This window comes from Paraburkholderia caribensis, assembly GCF_002902945.1.
Classification (GTDB): domain Bacteria; phylum Pseudomonadota; class Gammaproteobacteria; order Burkholderiales; family Burkholderiaceae; genus Paraburkholderia; species Paraburkholderia caribensis.
On record NZ_CP026102.1, the window covers coordinates 1,902,682 to 1,922,905 of the forward strand.

The 20,224-nt window shown below is 59.0% G+C and carries 17 protein-coding genes and 1 pseudogene; 9 read left to right on the plus strand and 9 right to left on the minus strand.

Translation table 11 applies throughout. From position 1 onward, the window contains the following. Positions 1-10: 10 nt before the first annotated feature. Positions 11-1,588: an alpha/beta fold hydrolase gene (locus tag C2L66_RS25085; protein WP_233444976.1), complete on the plus strand. Its 1,578-nt coding sequence runs from the start codon at positions 11-13 to the stop codon at positions 1,586-1,588. Positions 1,589-2,350: 762 nt separating this feature from the next. Here C2L66_RS25085 and C2L66_RS25090 read toward each other — a convergent pair. The 3 genes from C2L66_RS25090 to C2L66_RS25100 form a co-directional block, all read right to left on the minus strand. Next, positions 2,351-3,721: an FAD-dependent oxidoreductase gene (locus tag C2L66_RS25090; protein ID WP_060605859.1), complete on the minus strand. Its 1,371-nt coding sequence runs from the start codon at positions 3,719-3,721 to the stop codon at positions 2,351-2,353. A gap of 106 nt (positions 3,722-3,827) precedes the next feature. After that, the gene (locus C2L66_RS25095; protein ID WP_060607208.1) at positions 3,828-5,477 is read right to left on the minus strand and encodes an FAD-dependent oxidoreductase; all 1,650 of its coding nucleotides are present in this window, start codon (positions 5,475-5,477) and stop codon (positions 3,828-3,830) included. A 128-nt stretch (positions 5,478-5,605) separates the two neighbouring features. Beyond that, positions 5,606-6,067 carry a DUF3331 domain-containing protein gene (locus tag C2L66_RS25100; protein ID WP_233444977.1) on the minus strand — a complete coding sequence of 154 codons (462 nt, stop codon included), beginning with the start codon at positions 6,065-6,067 and terminating at the stop codon, positions 5,606-5,608. A 366-nt stretch (positions 6,068-6,433) separates the two neighbouring features. Here C2L66_RS25100 and C2L66_RS25105 point away from each other — a divergent pair, with 366 nt between their 5' ends. From C2L66_RS25105 to C2L66_RS41795, 6 genes and pseudogenes are all read left to right on the plus strand, one after another. Then, entirely contained in the window at positions 6,434-7,405 is a 972-nt protein-coding gene (locus C2L66_RS25105; RefSeq protein ID WP_060607205.1) for a GlxA family transcriptional regulator, read from the plus strand. A 311-nt stretch (positions 7,406-7,716) separates the two neighbouring features. Continuing rightward, on the plus strand, positions 7,717-8,517 hold the full coding sequence (locus C2L66_RS25110; RefSeq protein WP_060607202.1) for an SDR family NAD(P)-dependent oxidoreductase: 801 nt from the start codon (positions 7,717-7,719) through the stop codon (positions 8,515-8,517). A gap of 42 nt (positions 8,518-8,559) precedes the next feature. Next, positions 8,560-9,321, plus strand: coding sequence for an SDR family oxidoreductase (locus C2L66_RS25115; RefSeq protein ID WP_060605853.1), 762 nt, complete (start codon positions 8,560-8,562; stop codon positions 9,319-9,321). Between the two features lie 166 nt (positions 9,322-9,487). Continuing rightward, the gene (locus C2L66_RS42170) at positions 9,488-9,622 is read left to right on the plus strand and encodes a hypothetical protein (RefSeq protein WP_257722141.1); all 135 of its coding nucleotides are present in this window, start codon (positions 9,488-9,490) and stop codon (positions 9,620-9,622) included. Beyond that, entirely contained in the window at positions 9,619-10,854 is a 1,236-nt protein-coding gene (locus tag C2L66_RS25125) for an MFS transporter (RefSeq protein WP_060605849.1), read from the plus strand. Before C2L66_RS42170 ends, C2L66_RS25125 begins: the two co-directional genes overlap by 4 nt. Next, positions 10,823-11,130: pseudogene (locus tag C2L66_RS41795) on the plus strand (GlxA family transcriptional regulator); the annotation flags it as partial. The gene C2L66_RS25125 and the pseudogene C2L66_RS41795, both read left to right, overlap by 32 nt. Before the next feature lie 109 nt (positions 11,131-11,239). Here the strand turns inward: C2L66_RS41795 and C2L66_RS25135 are convergent. The 3 genes from C2L66_RS25135 to C2L66_RS25150 form a co-directional block, all read right to left on the minus strand. Continuing rightward, the gene (locus tag C2L66_RS25135) at positions 11,240-12,685 is read right to left on the minus strand and encodes an IS1182 family transposase (RefSeq protein ID WP_060605846.1); all 1,446 of its coding nucleotides are present in this window, start codon (positions 12,683-12,685) and stop codon (positions 11,240-11,242) included. Positions 12,686-13,232: 547 nt separating this feature from the next. After that, positions 13,233-13,616, minus strand: coding sequence for a hypothetical protein (locus C2L66_RS25145; RefSeq protein ID WP_060605843.1), 384 nt, complete (start codon positions 13,614-13,616; stop codon positions 13,233-13,235). Positions 13,617-13,644: 28 nt separating this feature from the next. Further along, on the minus strand, positions 13,645-13,992 hold the full coding sequence (locus tag C2L66_RS25150) for a hypothetical protein (RefSeq protein WP_054930671.1): 348 nt from the start codon (positions 13,990-13,992) through the stop codon (positions 13,645-13,647). A gap of 469 nt (positions 13,993-14,461) precedes the next feature. Between C2L66_RS25150 and C2L66_RS25155 the strand changes: the two genes are divergently transcribed. Beyond that, positions 14,462-15,184, plus strand: a complete 723-nt coding sequence (locus tag C2L66_RS25155; RefSeq protein ID WP_148654616.1) for a hypothetical protein — start codon at positions 14,462-14,464, stop codon at positions 15,182-15,184. 215 nt (positions 15,185-15,399) lie between these two features. After that, positions 15,400-15,894, plus strand: coding sequence for a hypothetical protein (locus tag C2L66_RS40805; protein WP_148654615.1), 495 nt, complete (start codon positions 15,400-15,402; stop codon positions 15,892-15,894). A 346-nt stretch (positions 15,895-16,240) separates the two neighbouring features. Here C2L66_RS40805 and C2L66_RS25165 read toward each other — a convergent pair whose 3' ends face one another. Genes C2L66_RS25165 through C2L66_RS25175 form a run of 3 tightly spaced genes read right to left on the minus strand, consistent with a single transcriptional unit; the run spans position 16,241 to position 20,172 of the window. Beyond that, a complete protein-coding gene (locus C2L66_RS25165; protein ID WP_054930674.1) occupies positions 16,241-17,011 on the minus strand; it encodes an SDR family oxidoreductase in 771 nt (256 codons plus the stop codon). Positions 17,012-17,021: 10 nt separating this feature from the next. Then, positions 17,022-18,863 carry an IlvD/Edd family dehydratase gene (locus C2L66_RS25170; protein ID WP_060605837.1) on the minus strand — a complete coding sequence of 614 codons (1,842 nt, stop codon included), beginning with the start codon at positions 18,861-18,863 and terminating at the stop codon, positions 17,022-17,024. Beyond that, positions 18,841-20,172: an aspartate aminotransferase family protein gene (locus C2L66_RS25175; RefSeq protein WP_060605834.1), complete on the minus strand. Its 1,332-nt coding sequence runs from the start codon at positions 20,170-20,172 to the stop codon at positions 18,841-18,843. The genes C2L66_RS25170 and C2L66_RS25175 overlap by 23 nt, the downstream gene beginning before the upstream one ends. Between the last annotated feature and the right edge of the window lie 52 nt (positions 20,173-20,224).

The following is a 20,224-nucleotide window of genomic DNA, read 5'->3' on the forward strand; positions in this document are numbered from 1 at the left end:
CAGAACCCAGGTGGCCGCTCTCCCTGACTGGTCTCCAGGACCCGGCCACGGCCCCATCCCGGGCACTAATCAAGCCCCTGCGCTTCGGCAACAGGGTCACGCCCGAAGCAATCTTGTACCGCACTCACCCGGATTACCCGCAAAACTGGAGGTTGTCATGTCTGCTACGCCCACGTATCAAACCGTCTCTGTTCCTGATAGTCGTACGGGTTCGACCATCGATGTGTTCTATCGCGATGCCGGACATAAGGACGCTCCCGTTGTCCTGCTGCTGCACGGCTTTCCGACTTCCAGCCACCAGTATCGCGGGATCATCAGCCGGCTCGCCGACAAATATCGTGTGGTGGCCCCCGACCTGCCCGGCTTTGGTTTCTCCGGTGCACCTGAAGCCAACACCTTTGCCTACACGTTCGACCATCTGGCCGAAGTGGTGGAAAGCTTCACAGATACGATTGCGCTGAATCGCTATGCGCTCTATGTCTTCGACTACGGCGCCCCTGTTGGCTTTCGACTGGCTGCGTCGCGGCCGGAGCGCGTGAGCGCGCTGATTTCACAGAACGGAAATGCATACGAGGAAGGTCTCAGTGAGGGCTGGAATCCGATTCGCGCCTACTGGGAAGCGGCAACGGACGAGAACCGCAACAATCTCCGCGCGTTCCTGAAGTCCGAGACGACGTCGTTTCAGTACATGCACGGGGAGTCGGATACCTCGCTGATCGCCCCCGAGTCGTACACGCTCGACCAGCATTTCCTGGATCGGCCGGGCAACGCCGACATTCAACTCGATCTGTTCGGCGACTACAAAACGAACGTAGCGGCGTATCCCCGCTTCCATGAATACTTCCGCACGCATCGTCCGCCGACGCTGGCTGTCTGGGGAAACAACGATCCTTTCTTTTTGCCGGCCGGCGCTGAAGCTTTCCGCCGCGATCTTCCGGAAGCCGAGATTCACTTCGTCGACGCGGGACACTTCCCGCTAGAAACGCATCTCGACGAAGTCGCGGCGATCATCCGGGCGTTTCTGGCGCGGACCGTGGATTCGGCGCAAGGCGCGGCACTGTTCGGAGACCTCGGAGAAGCATCGGCACCTGCCGAGGCGAAAGCATTGCTCGACGGCATGCGTGGCGTGTTCGGCTTCGTGCCTAACCTGGGCTACGCGATTGCCGCTGAACCGTCGGTGCTCGGAGCCTATATCGCGATGCTCCAGTCTCTTGGGGCAAGTTCGCTCGATCCGATCGCACAGCAAGTCGCAATGGTCTCCGCAAGCCGCGCAAACGCTGCGGATTACGGCATTGCCGTGCATGCTACTCTCGCGGCGAAACTGGGCGCATCGGTCGACGTCGTCCAGGCACTGAGAAACGGAAGCACAATTCCGGATTCCAGGCTGGAACCCGTGCGTCGCTTCGCTGCCGCAGTCGCAACGAACCGGACGCAGGTATCGGACAGCGACGTCAATGCCCTGAAAGCCGCGGGATTCGACCACCGCGCGATGGTGACCATCGCATTGGCTGCCGCCGCAAAGACACTCGTGAACACGGTTGCTCATCTGTCGCGACCCGAAATCGACGCCGCTTTCCGTGCCGACTAACCGGATAACAAAAAGCCCGACGGGACGGCAGCAGCAATGTCGTCTCGTGATCGCGCGTCGCGAGCGGCACAGACGGGACATTGATCAGCGTTTGCCCGATTCGACCAATGGTGATACGCGATAGGCCGAAGCCGACTGTTTCGATTTGCGGCGACAATACCACGATCAGGCACTGCTTGAGCAGTGCTTCCACTTATTCGCGCGAGCAGCAATATAAGTTGATCCTGCAAACCTGACTGGGCGTCGAACTGCGCGTTCAGCGGCAGGCGCAGTGTCCTCAACGGGGCGCCGCCGCAAATGGTATTCGGCCCCGACATGGCGGCGAACCGTTGCAACAAAGGGTGAAAGATGAAGTGCGATCGCATGGCTGAACATCTTCACTTCGTCCAAGCTGCGCTTTCTGAAAGCAGGACAACGAAATCCACACGCCGCGTTCGGAGGCGAAGTTCAAATGCACTGGCGGGTTCCCAACTCACGTTTCGCGTCGGCCCCCCCGCACTTCGGACATTCGACGGCGCTAGCCGAATGTCCCTTGATGGGCGAACCCGAAAATCCGAGGTCGCCTCGAACACCGCGATCCATGGTGGAAGCCGAACTTCCGTAGACGACCCGAAGCGGTCCCCCGAACCACTGCGGCTCTAACGGCGGCTTTCAACCGCAGAACGGTCGTCATAGAGCGCGCCGACGTTCGCAAAATCTAGCAGCCGCGATCGCGGTTCTCGATGAATTTATCAGCGAGGCTGGAGAATTCTCGCGCCGGTTTCACTGGCCGGTGCGTTGCGGTACCTTCGCCAGCAGGATATTGAGCCCCTCGGAGATCAAGGGGTGCGCAATGATCGCATCGCGCACGGCGGTATACGGCAATCCGCCGAGCATCGCCATTTGCACCGCGGTCACCACGTCGCCTGCGTTGGTGCCCAGCATCGCAAAGCCAAGGATATCGTCCGACTTCGCGTCGATGAGCATCTTCATAAAGCCTTTCGTCGCGCCGCTCGTGCGCGCCCGCGGCACTGCCGCCATCGGTAGCTTCGCAACACGCACCGCGATTCCGCGCGCTTTTGCATCGGCTTCACTGAGACCGACACGACCGAGTTCCGGCTCTATGAAAAGCGCATACGGAATGATGCGGTCGCGGGTCGTCACGTTTCCGCCAGCAAGCTGGGAGCGCAAGACGCGGTAGTCGTCAAATGATGCATGCGTGAACATCGGTGTGCCTGCCACCTCGCCGATCGCCCATGTGCGCTCGGCCGTCGTCGCGAGACGTTCGTCCGTTTTGATGAAGCCGCGCGCGTCGACTTCGACTCCCGCAGCGTCGAGACCGATGTCGGCCGTGACAGGCGTGCGACCTGCTGCGACCAGAATATGACTGCCGTTCACCGTGCTGCCGTCCTGCAGCGCAACCGTCACTGACTGTCCCGACTTGCCCGTCACGTTGACGGGTTTCGCGCTGGTTCTGATATCGATGCCCTCCTCCTTTAACGCGGCTTCGATCGCCTGAGTGACGTCCTCGTCCTCGCGCATCGCCACGCGTGGCGCATCCTGCACCAAGGTGACGTTGCTGCCCAGTCTGCGGAATGCCTGCGCCATCTCCAGCCCAATATAGCCACCGCCGAGCACGATCAGGCTCTCGGGTAGCCTCGTCAGCACCAGCGCTTCGACGTGCGTCAGCGGTCCAGCAGCGTTCAACCCCGGCACATCAGGGATCGCGGCCGTCGTGCCCGTGTTGATGAATGCATGTTCGCCTTCGATCACTCGCAGATTGCCGTCATTCGTTTTCACTTCGAGCCGGCGCGGGCCGACAAAGCGGCCCGTGCCCAACACGAATTCAAGGCCAGAGTCACGAAACGCATTGCGATTGATCTCCACCATACCGTCTACCACGGCCTTCACACGCTCGGAGACTTTCGCCATGTCGACGGCCGTACCAGCATGCCGATGCAGGAGGTGTTCAGTGCGCGCGGTCTGGATCAGCGTCTTGGTCGGAATGCACGCCACATTGATGCAAGAACCGCCGATCATGCCTCGCTCGATCACTGCAACCTTGCGGCCCGCCTGCGCGAGTTCCATCGCCAGCGTCTTTCCGCCCTTGCCACCGCCAAGAAACACATATTCGAAATGCTCGATCGTTGCCATCGCGGAGTTCCTTTTTATTCGTCGATTAAAATTGCCCGGTATGGGCAGCACCTTGAAAGTCGGCAATAGACGCCGCGTGCGTTGCACGCCAATCCATTCACGACGCTTATGCTTGAGCGACCGCTCGCTCCAGATGACGATGAATCTGCGCAACGACGGCGGCACCGTCTCCCACCGCCGCGGCAACACGTTTGGTCGAGCCGGATCGGACATCCCCCGCGCAAAACACGCCAGGCACACTTGTTTCGTGCTCTTGCAACCGTGGTCCGGCGGCTTCGCCCGTACGCACGAAGCCGTTCTGGTCGACAGCGACGCCGCAGCCGCCAAGCCAGGACGTGTTGGGCGAAGCACCCGTAAACAGGAACACGTGTTCTGCCAATACGATCGATCGTTGGGGCCCGCTTAAAAGCTCTACTTCTTCTAGCGTCCTGTCACCCCTAAGCGCGGTGATCTGTGTGCCGTATGTCACATCGACATTGTCCAGCGCGGCAATACGATCGATAAGATACTGCGACATACTCGCTTTCAGACTCCTTCCACGTATCAGCATACGAACTCGCCGCGCGCGCGACGCGAGGTACACGGCGGCCTGTCCCGCGGAGTTTCCGCCGCCGACCAACAATACGTTTTGCCCTGCGCAAAGCTTTGCCTCGACGGGTGAAGCCCAATAATATGTCCCTCGTCCCTCGAAGCGCTCTAAACCCTGAATGTCTGGCTTGCGGTACGCGGCGCCCGAGGCGATAACAATGGTTCTCGACCGGATGGACACGCCCGAGGACAAGCGCAGCGTGAACGGCATCGTGCCGCAATCAAGACTTTCCGCCTGAGCAGGAATTGCTACGTCGGCGCCAAATTTTTGTGCCTGCACGTATGCGCGCCCGGTGAGCGCATGCCCGGAAATCCCTGTTGGGAATCCAAAGAAATTTTCAATACGAGCACTGGCCCCTGCCTGTCCACCTGGTGCATTGTGATCAAGCACGATGACTCTCAATCCCTCGGACGCAGCGTAGACAGCCGTTGCCAAACCCGCCGGACCCGCTCCAACGATTGCAACGTCATAAACGTACTTCGGATCGAAATCGGGCAGCCAGCCTAATGCCCTCGCAAGCTCTGCTTCATCGGGCGCTCGCAAAATCGTCCCGTTCGGATGCAACACGAGCGGGTAGTCTGAGTCGTCGCGTACCCACTTTGCCACGTAACGCGCAGTCTCGTCGTCTTTCGACGAAGCGCCGATGACGGCATGAGGGACATTGTTACGTCGCAGGAAGCTTTGCAACGCGTGGAGGCGGGCGTTATGGGGCTGACTGACTATGACGATCCCATTGCCTCGCTCGATGAGCGCGACACGTCGGAGGATAAGCGCCCGCATGATGCGCTCACCCAGCTCCGCTTCGGCGATCAGAAGCGCACGGAGTTGCTCAGGGGGAATGTGAATTGCCGATACCTCCCCGACTGCATCGCCGTCTACGATGCATCTTCCTCCCGACAGCTGCCCAACTTCCGCAACGAAGTGCCCCGGACCATTCTCGCTAACGACGGCACGACGCCCGAGTGCGTCACGGCTAGTCACGCGGATCATCCCCTGCAACACCACGCACATCCCAAATCCTGGCGCGCCGACTTCAAAGATCCGTTCCGATGTCCAGGAGCGAACCGCGCCGTATTGACGCATTCGTGCTATTTCAGCCTCGGTCAGCCGCGGGTACTTCTGTTCATGACGGTCGGTAGCTGGCGCTAGCCATGTCGAGTGAGTCATTTGCATCCCTGCGGTTACGTAAGCGGTGGCAAAGGTTCGTGCTCTTGTAGCGAGGTTTTCTTTACATCGACACAAAGCGCTGTCGCGCCGAATGCACAGCGCAACACTCACAGCAAGGCGGTATGACGTTATGCGGCGGCTCTCTCAAACTGCGTAGAAGCGAATGTCGCAATCACAGCCGACGCGAGAATCATGCGACGGAAGTTCGCCGGGACGAGCGTCATGCTGCGTCGGGGGCGAAATACTTCATCGCCTCGCACGATGGGGCGCCCCGAGAGCACGCAAAAACCATCATCCCGTGCCAGACCCAGACGCCAGATCTGCTCTGCGTAATGTCCGGCCTGGGAATCGCTCCAGTAGATACTGAGCGTATGTGCCGACAGCATTTCTTGCACGACAATCCGGGCTGGTAGCGGGATCCACTCGGCCCGGTGACTGTTTTGCGCAGCCGGCACTCTTTCCCGGCGCATCTTCTTTTTGAACGAGGTCTCGACAGGCGGGGTCAGGAACAAAGGCCTCGGAAAAAGCAAACTTAGCAACGCCCGTTCGATAATCTCGCCGTCGTCCGACGTTGATGCCGCTTTAGACATTGGCATTCTCATAAGATAGAAATGCTGGTGGTTGATAACGTGCAAAGAGCGCGCGGCAGTCGCATCTGATCAATGTCGAACGTCCTGCAGGCGAGACTGTCCTTTGTACATGCGGGTGACCTGAGCTTTTCCGTCGCCGCACTTCTGATCGACGAACATATTCCTACAAATATTTGACGGATTATCGAAACTTTCCCGCGATTCTGATTCGAAACTGTTATCTACTGTCTAATTCCAGTCCTGGCTAATGCAATTGCGACACTCCTGTATCGAACGTGATTCATAGGTGCTTATCATCCACGTCACAAACGTTTTTTTCCAACGACATTTATACTCACCTTTTCGGACATGACGGCGGTGGAATTAATGCATCGAGTAGGCTACTTCTTGACGGATGACTTCCAGGTCATGGCCATTGGGACCCAGACCGTATTCGAAATCGCCAACATCGTCGCGCGCGAGCCTGTTTATCATGTGACGAATTACTCGCTCCAAGGCGGAGAAATTCGCTCGTCGCTCGGTGTCTCTGTCATCACAAAGCGGGCCGATTCGAACGCGACAGCCGACACATGGATGATTAGCGGCGTGGCCAATCCAACCGGCCGCACCACGACCGCTGAAGAACTCAAATTCGTCAGCGATGCGTCAGCGCGCTCGCGGCGCACGGCAGGCCTCTGTACGGGCGCATTCGTTCTGGCTGAAGCCGGGCTTCTCGACGGCAAGCGTGCGACCACACATTGGGCTTTCGCAGACGCCTTGCAAGCGCGCTGGCCACGCATTCACGTCGAAGCCGACCGCATCTTTATTGTCGATGGTTCGATATGGACGTCCGCGGGGTTGACGGCGGCGATGGATCTGGCGCTTGGCCTGGTGGAAAAGGATCTCGGCGCGGATTTCGCGGTATCGGTGGCGCGTGCGATGGTCATGCCTCATCGACGGTCAGGCGGACAGTCGCAGCACTCTGAAATGTTGGCGCTTGCACCGAAGTCGGATCGAATCCAGATGGCGCTTGAACATGCACGCCTAAATTTATCCAAGCCCCTTCGCGTCGACGATCTTGCCAAGGCGGCACATCTCAGCAGCCGACAATTTACGCGTATTTTTCTTTCCGAGACCGGGGAATCTCCCGCCAAGGCAATCGAGCGTCTTCGTCTCGAAGCGGCGAGAAACCTGATCGAACGTGGCCGTCATTCGCTTGAAACAATCGCGCGCGAAACGGGCTTTCGTGACAGGCGTCACCTCCGGGACGTTTTTACCCGGGCCTATCAAATGACTCCGCAGTCGTTGAGGCGAGAGTCTCGTAATGTGACCGATAATGAACGCCGGATCGACGATTAGTAAATTGATGGCGTATCGCCGCAGACACCGCGGCTTTCCGTGAATTCTATAATCGTTGTAACGAGATGAATTTCGTGCCGTCCTGGTCGGTTTCGGATTGAGGGCCGACCGCCTGCCTCACCCATTCCCCACTTCGCGATTCATTCTCTCTATAGCTCGCGCCACCGATGCGCGCTTCTCCCTGCTCGTTATTGCGCCGCCTGCTCCGCATTAGGAATGTCTTAAAACATGACCTTAAACGTCATTTGAGTTGCTGGCCGTCGGTACCACAATTCACTCCCACACAATCGTCTTCGACACGGAGTGACATGATGACGCATGCACATTTGGGCACCGCGCTGATTACCGGCGCATCGTCTGGCATCGGTGCGGTGTACGCCGAGCGCCTCGCGCGACGAGGCTACGAGCTCATACTCGTTGCACGCAACCGTGAGCGCCTCACCGCGCTTGCCAGCCGCATCACGACGCAAACGCAACGCAGTGTCGAAGTTCTCGCCGCAGACCTTGGTACTAAGGACGGCCTTTCGATCGTCGAAGCGAAGCTAAAACAGGACGCGACGATCACATTGCTGGTGAATAACGCAGGCGTCGGCACGCACAGGCCCCTTGCGGACAGTGACGTTGATGCGATGTCGCGCCTGATCGATCTCAACGTGACGGCCCTGATGCGCCTCACCTACGCCGCGGTACCCGAGTTTCTGTCGCGCGGCAAAGGAGCCGTCATCAATATCTCGTCGATCGTTGCAATTGCGCCGGAAGCGCTCAATGGCGTTTATGGCGGCAGCAAGGCGTTCGTGCTGGCATTCAGCCAGTCTCTGCATTACGAGCTCGCTAACAAAGGAATTCAGATCCAGGCCGTTCTGCCGGGCGCGACGGCTACCGATTTCTGGCAGACAGGCGGCCTGCCGCTCGAAAACCTGGACAAGTCGATCGTGATGTCCGCTGAAAACATGGTCGATGCCGCGCTGGTTGGGTTTGATCGGGGCGAGCTTGTGACGGTCCCTTCTCTACATGACGTTGCTAAATGGGTCGGATACGAAAGCGCGCGGCGCGCGATGTCTTCCCTGCTGTCGACCAACGTTCCAGCACCACGCTACACAGCCACGCATTGACATCCACATCAGATACATAGTCATCTCAAAGGAGATGTGAGCATGAAACTCTCTGGCAACACGATATTCATTACAGGCGGCACTTCGGGCATCGGCCGTTCGCTTGCAGAAGCTTTTCACAAGCGCGGCAACAAGGTCATCATCGCGGGGCGCCGCAAGGCCTTGCTGGACGAAGTCGCAAAAGCGAATCCGGGCATCGACACGATCGAACTCGACATCGCCGATGGCGCACAGATCCAGCAGGTCGCGCGGCAGCTGATCGCGAAGTACCCGACGCTCAACGTCGTCATCAACAACGCCGGTATCATGCCGTTCGACGATGCGGGCGGCGTCCTCGACGACGCGCAAGCCGTCCACTTGATCAACACGAACCTGCTCGGGCCTGTAAGGTTGAGCGCGGCATTCGTCGAGCATTTGAAGCAACAACCGGAATCGTACATCATCAACAACAGTTCGGTGCTCGCCTACGTGCCGCTCGCCACCACTGCGCTCTACTCGGCGACGAAGGCCGCGCTGCATTCGTATTCGATGTCGCAGCGTTTCATGCTGCGCGACACCAGCGTTCGCGTGCTCGAAATCACGCCGCCTTGGGTCGATACCGATCTCGTCCACAAGAGCGGCGACCCGCGCGCGATGCCGCTCGACGCGTTCATCGCAGAGACAATGGACAAGCTCGCCACGGCTACGACCGAAGTGGTCGTCAGCGTCGCGCAGCCGCTGCGCGACAACGCGGGCCCCAACGAGCACGCGTTTGTCGACCAGTTCAACCTCTCACTGCGCGACAACCCAATCCCCGTCGCCTGAGGCTCGGGCCGCCCTTCCAGTCCAGTTCGCCTAGAAACGGTGCGATTTCAAAACGTTCGGTTTAGCGGGGATAATCGTCGGCGTGATGGAGAACGCCATTTCGGACCCGCGGACCGACGTCACGAAAACGGCCAGCTACACGCTGCTCGCGAACGGCTGATTGCCCATGTCACGCACACTGCGTCAAACGCTCGGCTTGCTGATCTTCGTCGTGGGCGCGCTTCGCCTCGCGGCGGATATCGTCCGGTACGCGCCTGGTGTCGGATCGCTGCGCACCCGAACTCTGAAACCACTCGAATGAACACGCCATTTTCCGCGCCAACCCGACGCGCGCTTCGCACTCTCAGCCTCGCGTACTTCGTTCAGGCGACGGGCGCGCTGTCCGTCGTAGGCAGTCTCGATGCGATTTCGCGTCAATGGGGGCTCGCCGACTCACAAAGTGCCTACCTGATTTCCGTATTCGGCGTGACGTTCGCTTTTGCTGCGCCATTGCTGCAAGTCGGCTTCGGACACTTACGGCGCCGCCGCCAGGTATTGCTTGGATTGGGGCTCTTCAGCGCGGCGGCGCTCCTGTTTGCCGCGGCGCCGAACTATCCTGTGCTGCTGGTTTCACGCGTGCTGATGGGGCTTGGCGCGGGTTTCATCGGCCCCGTACTCGGCGCACTCGGATCGAGCCTCGCCGATCGTGAGCATCAGGGCAGCGCAATCGCCGTCGTGCTGCTCGGACTGAGCATCGCGGGCCTTGTCGGCATGCCGCTTTCGGCGTGGATAGCGCATGCGTGTGGGGCGCGAGTTCTGTTTCTGGCCGTGGCAGTGACAGGCGCCGCGACGGCGGCGCTCATCGCATGGGCGGTGCCCGACTCCAGCGAAGGCGAACATGTCAAGCTCTCGACGGTCACCGCGCTTTTGACGCGCACCGACACGCTCAGCGCGTTCCTCGTCGTGTTCTTTATTGCGGCGGGCGTTTACTCGACCTATTCGTTCATCGCGCCCATTATCCGCGACGTCTTTCATGCGGGGCCTGGAACGGTGTCGACATCGCTTGTCGTGCTGGGCGTTGCGGGCGTCGCGGGTAATCTGTTCGTAACGCGCGCGGCACGACGCTATAGTGCGGAAACCATGTTGCTCGCCGGCCTCGCGCTGCTTTCGGCGGACCTCGTCTTTCTATGGCTCGCATCGCCGAGCGTGGGGTGGCTGTTTGTCGCGCTGACCGCGTGGGCGTTCGCGACCGACCTGCTGTGGCCTTCGCAGCAACGACGCATCGTCGAACTCGTGCCGCAATTGCGCGGCGTAGCGCTGGCGCTGACCGCGTCGTTTGTGTTCTGTGGGATTGGTCTTGGTTCAGCCGTCGCGGGCTGGATCTATCCGGCACTCGGATTTGCCGGTGTGATTGGCAGTTCGCTGCTCTTTCTCGCGCTGGCAACTGCCAGCCTCAAAATCTCACGAGCGTCGGGCGCACAGGAGCGCCCGTTCGACAATATCGTCGTCGATCGACGTCGTGCCCGGCATGGTAGAAAAGGGGCACGACTCTGATTTCGCGACGTCGGTGCCGCGCGCTGGTCATGCATCACAGGCGATCCGGTGGACAGTCGCAGCATGGAGATGCTGGCACTCGCTCCAAAGTCGAACAGAATTCAAACGGCGCCGGAATACCTCCGTGTAAATCTGTCTAAGCCACTGCACGTAGACGATCTGGCAAAGGCTGTGCACCTAAGTATCCGACAATTCGGACGCATTTTTCTTTCCGAGACGGGCGAATTTCCGGCCAAAGCACTCGAGCGACTCCGTCTCGAAGCGGCCGAGGTTGTGTCGAAACGACTTTTTTCGCGTTAAGGCGAGTTTGCCTGCCGTGCTGGAGCGCGTTTTGTAGACCCGGCGATCTTCTCGAAATCGCCGGTCGCAAGAAGGCCCTCAAGCCTCAGCTTCCAGCCATCCTCATCGCCTTCATCGTCCTCGCAACCCCAAGTATATTCATGACTCGCTTAAGGTTGTAGGCCAGTACCTGGAGACTCATTTCCGTACTCACTCGCCCGAGCGTCCGCGTCAGGAAGTGTGTGGAACCCATCCAGTGCTTGAGCGTGCCGAAGACATGCTCGACAGTACTTCTGCGGATGGTCATTGCCTCAGGGTTCCGGTCCAACCGACGCTGCATAGCTTCCAGTACATGTTCGTGCTCCCATCGTCGGATGCGGCGATAGTCGCTGGGCGAACAGCGTGCCTTGAGAGGGCAGCGCGGGCATGCGCTGGGCCAGTACACCCGCAGATTCATTTCATTTTCGACAGTGTTAAATCGATGAATGGCGCGTTCGCCGGCTGGGCATCGATACACGTCGTCTTTTGCAACGTAGACGAAGTCGCGCTTTGTAAAGAGGCCCTTCTTCCTCGACGCCGAGGTCAGTGGTTTGGGGACATACGCTGTGATGCCGGCCAGATCGCACGAGCGGATCTCAGGACCGCTGTAGTAGCCCCGATCAGCCAGCACCTTCAGTCCCGGTTTGCCCATCGCCTCCTTCGCTGACGAGGCCATCTTGCTGAGTTGAGCACGATCGTTTCCGACGTTGGTCACCTCATGCTCGACAATCAGATGATGCTTCGTGTCCACGACAGTCTGAACGTTGTAGCCGACCGTTCCGGTTCTCCTGCCATCACTGGTCATGGAACGGGAATCGGGATCCGTGAGTGACACCTGCTTGTCGGGCTGGTTCTTCAACTGCGCTCTGATCTGCTCGAGTTCACGCATCTGCTGGCGCAAACGGGCGATCTTCTCGTAAAGCCGCACAGTCTTCACATCGAAACCAATTGGACTGGTTCGGTCTGCGGTTTCAATCGCGTCGAGGTATCGCTGAACGCTTTCCTCAATCTGCTGCTGACGCTTGTCGATCTTGCCCGCCGTGTAATTCCTGTCCCGGCTGTTCACAGCCTTGAACTTGCTGCCGTCGATGGCCACTGTATCGGCAGATAGCAGTTTCAGACCGCGGCATAGTTCGACGAAACGCCGGCATACGTTCCGTATCGCCGCGCCGTTGTCGCGGCGAAAGTCTGCGATCGTCTTGAAGTCTGGTGTCAGACGTCCTGTCAGCCACATCATTTCGATATTGCGCTGGCATTCGCGCTCAAGACGCCGGCTGGAAGGTACACGGTTCAGGTAGCCATAAATGTAGACCTTGAGCATCACGCCCGGGTGGTAGGACGGACGCCCTGTGACTGCCGGCGTAGCGCCGTTGAAGCCAAGTTCCGCAAGGTCCAGTTCGTCGACGAAGACATCTATGATTCTGACCGGATTGTCCTGTCCTACGTAGTCGTCGACGCATTCGGGAAGTAGTGCGACCTGTTTGCGGTCATCGCCTTCAACGAATCGCTTCATGAGTCACCCGGTCTCAATGAGTTGATTCAGTTTAGGCGATGAGTGCGTTTTCACACAGGCTCGGCCAGAGACATGATCGAACGTCGCCGTTATTCGCTTGAAACTATCGCGAGCGAAGTCGGAATTCGTGACGGACGCGATATCCGGGAAGTTTTTGTTCGGGCGTTTGGAACGGCCCCGCAATCGTTGAGAAGGGAGGCGCGCAGTCTTCCGGCTGATGAGAATCTGGTCAACGGTTAGCAGGCGCGGCTCTCCGTTGCTGATCGACTCGGACCTTTTCACCCCAATTCACAATGACTGCTCCCGTGCGTCAAGCGGACACAGGAGTGGCACATTGCTTTGCTGCCCCAATGACCGGAAGTGGCCGCATACGGTCCGACGGTGAGCCGACCACAGATGCTGCCGTCGCCCCGACTACATCAGACAGAAGTCGACCCGCAGCGGTCCTCAAACACCTCTTGGAGACAACGTCTGGTCCCGAAGCAATTCGGTCATTGGCCTGCGCAGCCTTTACTGCGGCAAGGCAGGCGGTAGATACAATTTGTCGCTATGGAGCATTCGCGATAAGGTTTGTCTCGGACAGTATGTTATTCGTGTCGAATGTCAGGTCCAGCTCATAGTGTTTCCCAATTTCGACGGCACCAGCGCCATTTGGTGCCGGAACCGGGGCCGCATAGAGTAGTAGCGCCTTAACCTTGTCCCACTTATAGACCAGTACATTCAGCTTCGGAAATGACTGCTCCGGTTCTCCGAGGACCAACAAAACGTCTTCCATGGTTGTAACCCCAACAACAAGCTTTGCTTGGGTTTGCTCCGAAATATTTTTACGCGAACCGACGTAATAGTAGTCCACAGGAAAAATGATACAGCCCGCGCACAGCGGAACAGTTATCAGGGAAATCAATATGAGACGACCGGCAAACGAGGACATATCTTGACCAAAGTTATCACTTTCACAATTACCTAACGCGTACAAGAGAGTGTTTCACCAAGATATCCTTCTCGTCGAATACAAGAACCAGGCTGTATAGCGTGACACCTGGTTCGGCGCTCCAGTTGTATTCGGTGCCTGCTGCATGCGGATGCAATAAAAGATAGCCGCCATCTTTCGGGCTTCCGATCCGATAGGTCAGGATTCTGTCACGATCAAACGTGCCTGATGGTTCACCAAGCTTGAACAGAGCGGTCTCCCGCGTCGTCGCGCCGTCTCCCAGGAAGTCAAGCAGGGTCTTGTCGCCCGGCACTGTAGTACACGCCAATATCGCAAATGAGAGCGCGGCTACGAGACTTGATATGAGATGGCGCATTCTTCCTCCCGTAAGCATGTGCAATAGCCAGCAATAGCCAACGGTACCAACAGGCGCAAATCAATCGCTCGGCTTCACCGTTTGGGGACGCACAGCCTATCCGATGCATCAGTGACTCAGATGAAGACTATGAGTGGCCGCTTCGGGTACGTCTGACATTGATCAAGTTATCTTCTGTTTCCTAAGCCAGTCGAGATCACAGATTCCGAAACCGAATGGAATGCGTACTGCATTGCAGATGGAACGGTGCAGGCCTTATTGCATGACCTCGACCAACGCGCGCCTGACCAATCGTCCCGTCGAACTCGCTGGGGGAAATATTCAATCGACACCGATCGGACTGCTTTGCAAGCGTCCTGTTACATCTTGATAGGGATCAAGAGCGGAGGCTCGATCCCATCTAGACTGAAGATACTTGTTGCAGACCGGGGAATGCGGCAAGGAAGTGAAAAACAACCTGGAGAGCAACATGAAGGCAAAGAGCACCATCGTATACGCAGTAGCTGCTGTATTCCTGAGCGCATGTGGGGGCGGCGGCGGCTCATCACCAACTGTCGTGAACGCTGATCCGCAAGGCTTTTGGCAAGGTAATTCGAGCGACGGTCACGCCGTCGCGACATTGGTGTTAGAGACGGGACAATATTTCGCCGTGTACTCGGCGAATAACGTAGTGGATGGCATGATCGAAGGAACGCTCACGGTCACCGGAAACAGCATCTCGGACAAGTCGGCCGTCGATTTTGTAGTTGGGACCGGGGTTTTCCCCGGATCACTCACAGGGACCGTGGCGACGAAGCAATCCCTGTCTGCCACCGTAAGTGAATCAGGTAGGTCCATCAACTTCAGCGGGACTTACAACGCAACCTACGACGCGACGCCCACAATTTCAGAGGCAGTAGGCACCTGGACTGGAACTGCCGCTGGTAACCCCGAGACGACAACCCTCACCATTGCTGCCGACGGCACTTTCAATGGTGCTACGGGGACGTGTGCCTTTAGTGGGTCCGCGAAACCGCGAGCAAGCGGAAAGAATGTGTTCGACGCCAACGTGACCTTCAACTCCGCGTCTTGCCCGGAGGGGGCGGGTACATCAATTGGATTTGAAGTCGTCATTTCAGGAACGCAGATGATCGCTGCGGGGGTCAATTCGGCGAGGAATGAGGGATTCATATTCCTCGGAACCAGGAGCTAACACAGCGGTTTCCCAACTAGGTCGCCGCAGGAAATCAACTGGCAGTTGTTGTTGCTATCAGAGCCACCCAGTGTAGATATGGCTCCTGGGACACCCCCCGGCGACTCCCGTCACGACGCCAGCATCGAAGGCGAGAATGGCGATAAGCGTCGGTTTGGACAACAAACTGCCTCTGCGCCTCCGCAACCGGCGATGATCATATTCTGAGGACAAAGTTGAATTCAAAGATTCTGCGGGCGTCGGGTATCACCGCCGTCGCCCTCCTTGTTGGGTGTGCTGCAACAACACAACCCACTATCGAGGCAGCACACGCCGGCGGTGAGAACTTGAGGACGCGCTTGAACGATGGGGTGGCTGAACCCACGGTGGACTCAAACGGACATCAAGTGCCCGCATCTGTGCGCGCTGGTGTGATCGATGCTTTTGAGCGTCAGGCGGACAAGGATGGATTGAAGATCGTCTCGACCGGCGTTCAGGTCAGGATTACGATTGAGGAATACAGCGCTCGATCCAGTGCCGCGAGGTTCTGGTTTGGGGCGCTGGCTGGCAGTGACCATATCAAAGCGATGGTCGATGTTGGCGACGCTAGCTTCGGGGTGGAAGACACGGCTCGTACGACGATCAACGGAATCGATGTTGTTGCCGAGGACGTCGGAATAGAAGCCGCGAATGGTGTAGCAATGCTTGCTGGGTTGTCGATCGCACATTGAGGGTGTCGAAGGGAACACAAGCGAAAGTGGCCGATGGCCCGACGATAGGGATGGCGAGTGGACGTCCGCTGCCTGCTCAGGATCGGCCATTTGAGCGTCTGCAGGCGCGCGCTAGCGAGTGGCAGGAGTTGGCCGCGTTGAGGCAGTGCCGCCAGCAATTCGCTCGCCGGAAACCGGCCATTGAGCGAGGGTAAACGAGACCTTGGCTGATCAAAACTGGAGTCGACCTCGACCGGCGGCTCTTGGCCGCGAATACTCATCCGACTGCAGCGAAAGCTGACTCATAGGTCGTCCCGACCTGCCGATGATGAATACGTCTACATCCGAAATCATATGAGGTGATGCGTCATCCTCGCCCGACAAATGGCATTTTCGTTGCCATCACGGTGTGAAAAAGCACATTCGCGTCGAGCGGCAAGTTCGCCATATACGCCACCGAACGACCCACTATTTCCGCGTCGATCAGCGGTTCCGCTGACAGTTCCCCATTGGCTTGCGGAACCCCGTGCGCCATAGGCCCTGCAAGGTCGCTGTGCGCGTTGCCCACGTCGATCTGGCCCACGGCGATGTCGTACGCACGGCCATCGAGCGCGGCGCAGCGCGTCAGGCCCGTCACGGCGTGCTTCGTGGCCGTGTAGGCGATCGAATTCGGTCGCGGCACCCAGGCTGACAGTGACCCGTTATTAATGACTCGGCCGCCACGCGGGGTTTGCGTCGACATGATCCTGAACGCCCTCTGCAAGCAGAAAAACATGCCGTTGAGGTTGACGTCGACGGTGCCGCGCCATTGTTCGGGCGTCCACGTTTCAAACGAACCGGGCGGATTGCCAATGCCCGCATTGTTGAACAGCAGATCGATCCGCCCGAAATGCGCAACGACGGCGTCAAACGATGAGGTAACGGCAAGCGGATCGGATACATCGCAAGACACCGCGAATGCGCGCTCTTCGAACGCGGCGTCATTGGCGATCTCCCGCAACGGCTCGATACGTCTGCCGAGCAGCGCAACCGCCCATCCGTTCCTCAGCAGTTCGAGCGCCGCCGCCTTGCCGATGCCCGACCCCGCGCCTGTCACGATAGCCACGCGCGGCAACTGAATCCCGTTTGCCTGAGTCATGGTCGCCCCGTCAGTGGTTGTCGCGCGATTCGCCGCGCAACTCGATGATGTTGAGATACATGGTCGCCGGTTCGAGACACGCGCCGTTGCCCTGCTGACCTACCATGCTTCGATACATGTCCTCCCAGGGGGTCTGATTGTGCAGCAACGGCGCAGACCACGCGGCCCGGCGCGCAGCAAGCTCGTCATCGGAGACCAGCAGGTCGACGCGTCGCCTCTTCAGATCGATGCGCAGCCGGTCGCCCGTTTTCAGCAGCGCCAGCCCGCCGCCTAACACCGCTTCCGGCGATACGTTCAGAATGGACGGACTGCCCGAAGTGCCGCTCTGGCGCCCATCGCCCATCGTCGGCAACGTGTCGATGCCGCGACGGATCAATGCTGCCGGCGGCTGCATGTTGACCACTTCGGCACCGCCCGGATAACCGACGGGTCCGCAGTTCCGCATGACGAGCATCGAGTTTTCGTCGATTGCAAGTGCGGGATCGTCGATCCGTGCGTGATAGTCCTCCGGGCCTTCGAAGACCACAGCCGTGACTTCGAATGCATCCGGATCGTCGGGATTCGACAGGAAGCGCCCTCTAAACCGTGCGTCGATGACGCTGACTTTCATCACAGCGTTGTCGAACAGGTTCCCGCCGAGCACGATATGGCCGCCTGCGGGCTTCAGCGGCGCATCGAATGCCCGGATCACTTCGCGGTCCGGCGCAGCGACCTGCGCCAGATTTTCCGCCAGCACACGCCCGGTGACGGTCATCTCGCCGCCGTGCAACCGGCCCGCAGCAAGCAATTCCCTCATCACGCCCGGCACACCACCGGCACGATGAAAGGCTTCGCCGAGGAAACGCCCCGCCGGCTGGCAATCGACAAGCAAAGGAATGTCGGCACCGACGCGCTGCCAGTCATCGAGCGAATGCGCCACGCCAATGTGTCGAGCGATCGCGATCATGTGGATTGGGCAATTCGACGAAGCGCCGATCGCGGCTGCGACGGCCACTGCGTTTTCGAAGGCCTTGCACGTCATGATGTCCGACGGCCTGAGGTTTTCGCCGATCATCTGCACGATCCGCTTGCCCGTCTCGTACGCAAACCAGCCGCGCTCGCGATACGGCGCAGGCACCGATGCGCAACCGGGCAACGACATGCCGAGTGCTTCGGCGAGCGAATTCATCGAAAGCGCCGTGCCCATCGAATTGCAGTGTCCCGCGGACGGTGCCGACGCCGCGACCTTTTCCATGAACGCCGCGTAATCGAGTTCGTCTCTCGCGAGTTCCTTGCGCGCCTCCCACACAACGGTGCCGGAGCCCGCCAGTTTCCCCTGATACCAGCCGTCGAGCATCGGACCACCCGACAGCACGATCGCCGGAATGTTGACGGTCGCAGCGGCCATCAGGCAAGCGGGCGTGGTCTTGTCGCAACCTGTCGTGAGCACAACGCCGTCTAGCGGATAGCCGTGCAGTACTTCGACCAGCCCGAGATAGGCCAGATTGCGATCGAGTGCCGCTGTCGGCCGCTTGCCCGTTTCCTGGATCGGATGAACAGGAAACTCGAGCGGAATACCGCCCGCGTCGCGGATGCCGTCGCGCACGCGTTTTGCAAGCTCGATATGGTGTCGATTGCACGGCGCGAGATCAGAGCCTGTCTGCGCGATTCCGACGATCGGCTTACCCGACTGCAACTCTTCGCGCGTAATGCCGAAGTTCATGTAGCGCTCGAGATACAGCGCAGTCATGCCGGGATTCGATGGGTTGTCGAACCAACGGCGGCTGCGCAGCGGCCTCGGCGCGCGAGCTGACTGATCAGATGTCAACGCTCTCTCCTCAGGCTGCCTATCAGGCGCGAAGCAGCGCTTCATATCGGTCGATGAACGACGTCACCGCTTCTTCGAGACGTTGCAGATCGGCTTCGTCGTGTGCCAGTGTCAGCACGATGAAGCCGCGGCGCGCGACGTAACATCCATGTTCAGTCATGTGAAAGAAGAACAGGTCTTTGAGCGGCGTTTCGGCCTCGCTGAGATCGTCGACGGAATGGATCGGCTGAGTGCCCGCATGCAGATTCATCAGCGATCCGATGCCTGTGAACTGCATCGCGACATGGCGTTCGCGGCACAGCCCGTTGATTCGCGCCCGCAGCCGCTCGCCTTTTTCGTTGAGCGCAGCGGCAGCGCCTGGCGTATAGAGGCGAGAAAGGCCCGCGTATCCGGCTGCCATCGACAACACGTTGTTGTTGAACGTACCCGCGTGCGGCGTGGCGCCGGGCAAGCGCGGATCGAACTGCGCCATCACATCCTTGCGGCCGCCAAATGCGCCAAACGACATGCCGCCGCCAATGTACTTACCGAACGTCGTGAGGTCGGGACGGATGCCGAGCAACGCCTGCCGTCCACCACCCGACAGGCGCGATGTCACGACTTCGTCGAAAATCAGCAACGCATCGTGTCGTTGCGTCAGCGCTCGCAATCCCTTCAGGAATTCAGGTTCGCCGACGATGCATCCACCTGCAACCTGCATCGGCTCCACGATAACGGCGGCGATCTCGTCCCCGTGCGTAGCGAAGACGGCTTCGACGGCGCTCAGATCGTTGTACGGCACGACGACGAAATCGTGCGGCACGTTCACCGCGCTATTGCCGCTACCGAAAGTCAGAACACCGCCGTGATAGCCGCCCTTAAGGGCAATGACTTTCTTGCGCCCCGTGAAGATGAGCGACGCCGCAATGGCCATCAGGTTCGACTCCGTACCTGAGTTTGTAAATCGCAGTGATTCGACGGAATCGAAACGCTCTTGCAACAGACGCGCAAGCGGCACTTCCAGCGTATTGTGGCCCGTCAGATTGAGACCGTTATCGAGTGCCTCGACAACGGCTGCGCGAATCACGGGGTGACTATGGCCATACATCGCCGTCGTGTACTCGGCGAGGAAGTCAGTATAGGCGTGACCGTCTACGTCCCACAAGCGCTTGCCCTCGCCGCGCGCGATCGTCAATGGGAACGGCGAATAAAACAGCACGGAACGGGTATTGCCGCCCGGCATGACGGATAAGGCTTCAAGATGCGCCGCTTCACTTTTGGGGTTCGACTTTGCGAACGCGCCCGAGGCGAGTGAAGCCGCGCGCCTGAGTTCCGCCATATCCGGCTGCGATGGCAATACGTTGGTTATCGACATATGCACTCCTGATTCATTCGGGATCTGTTGCTGAATATGGGTTCTGCGAGAT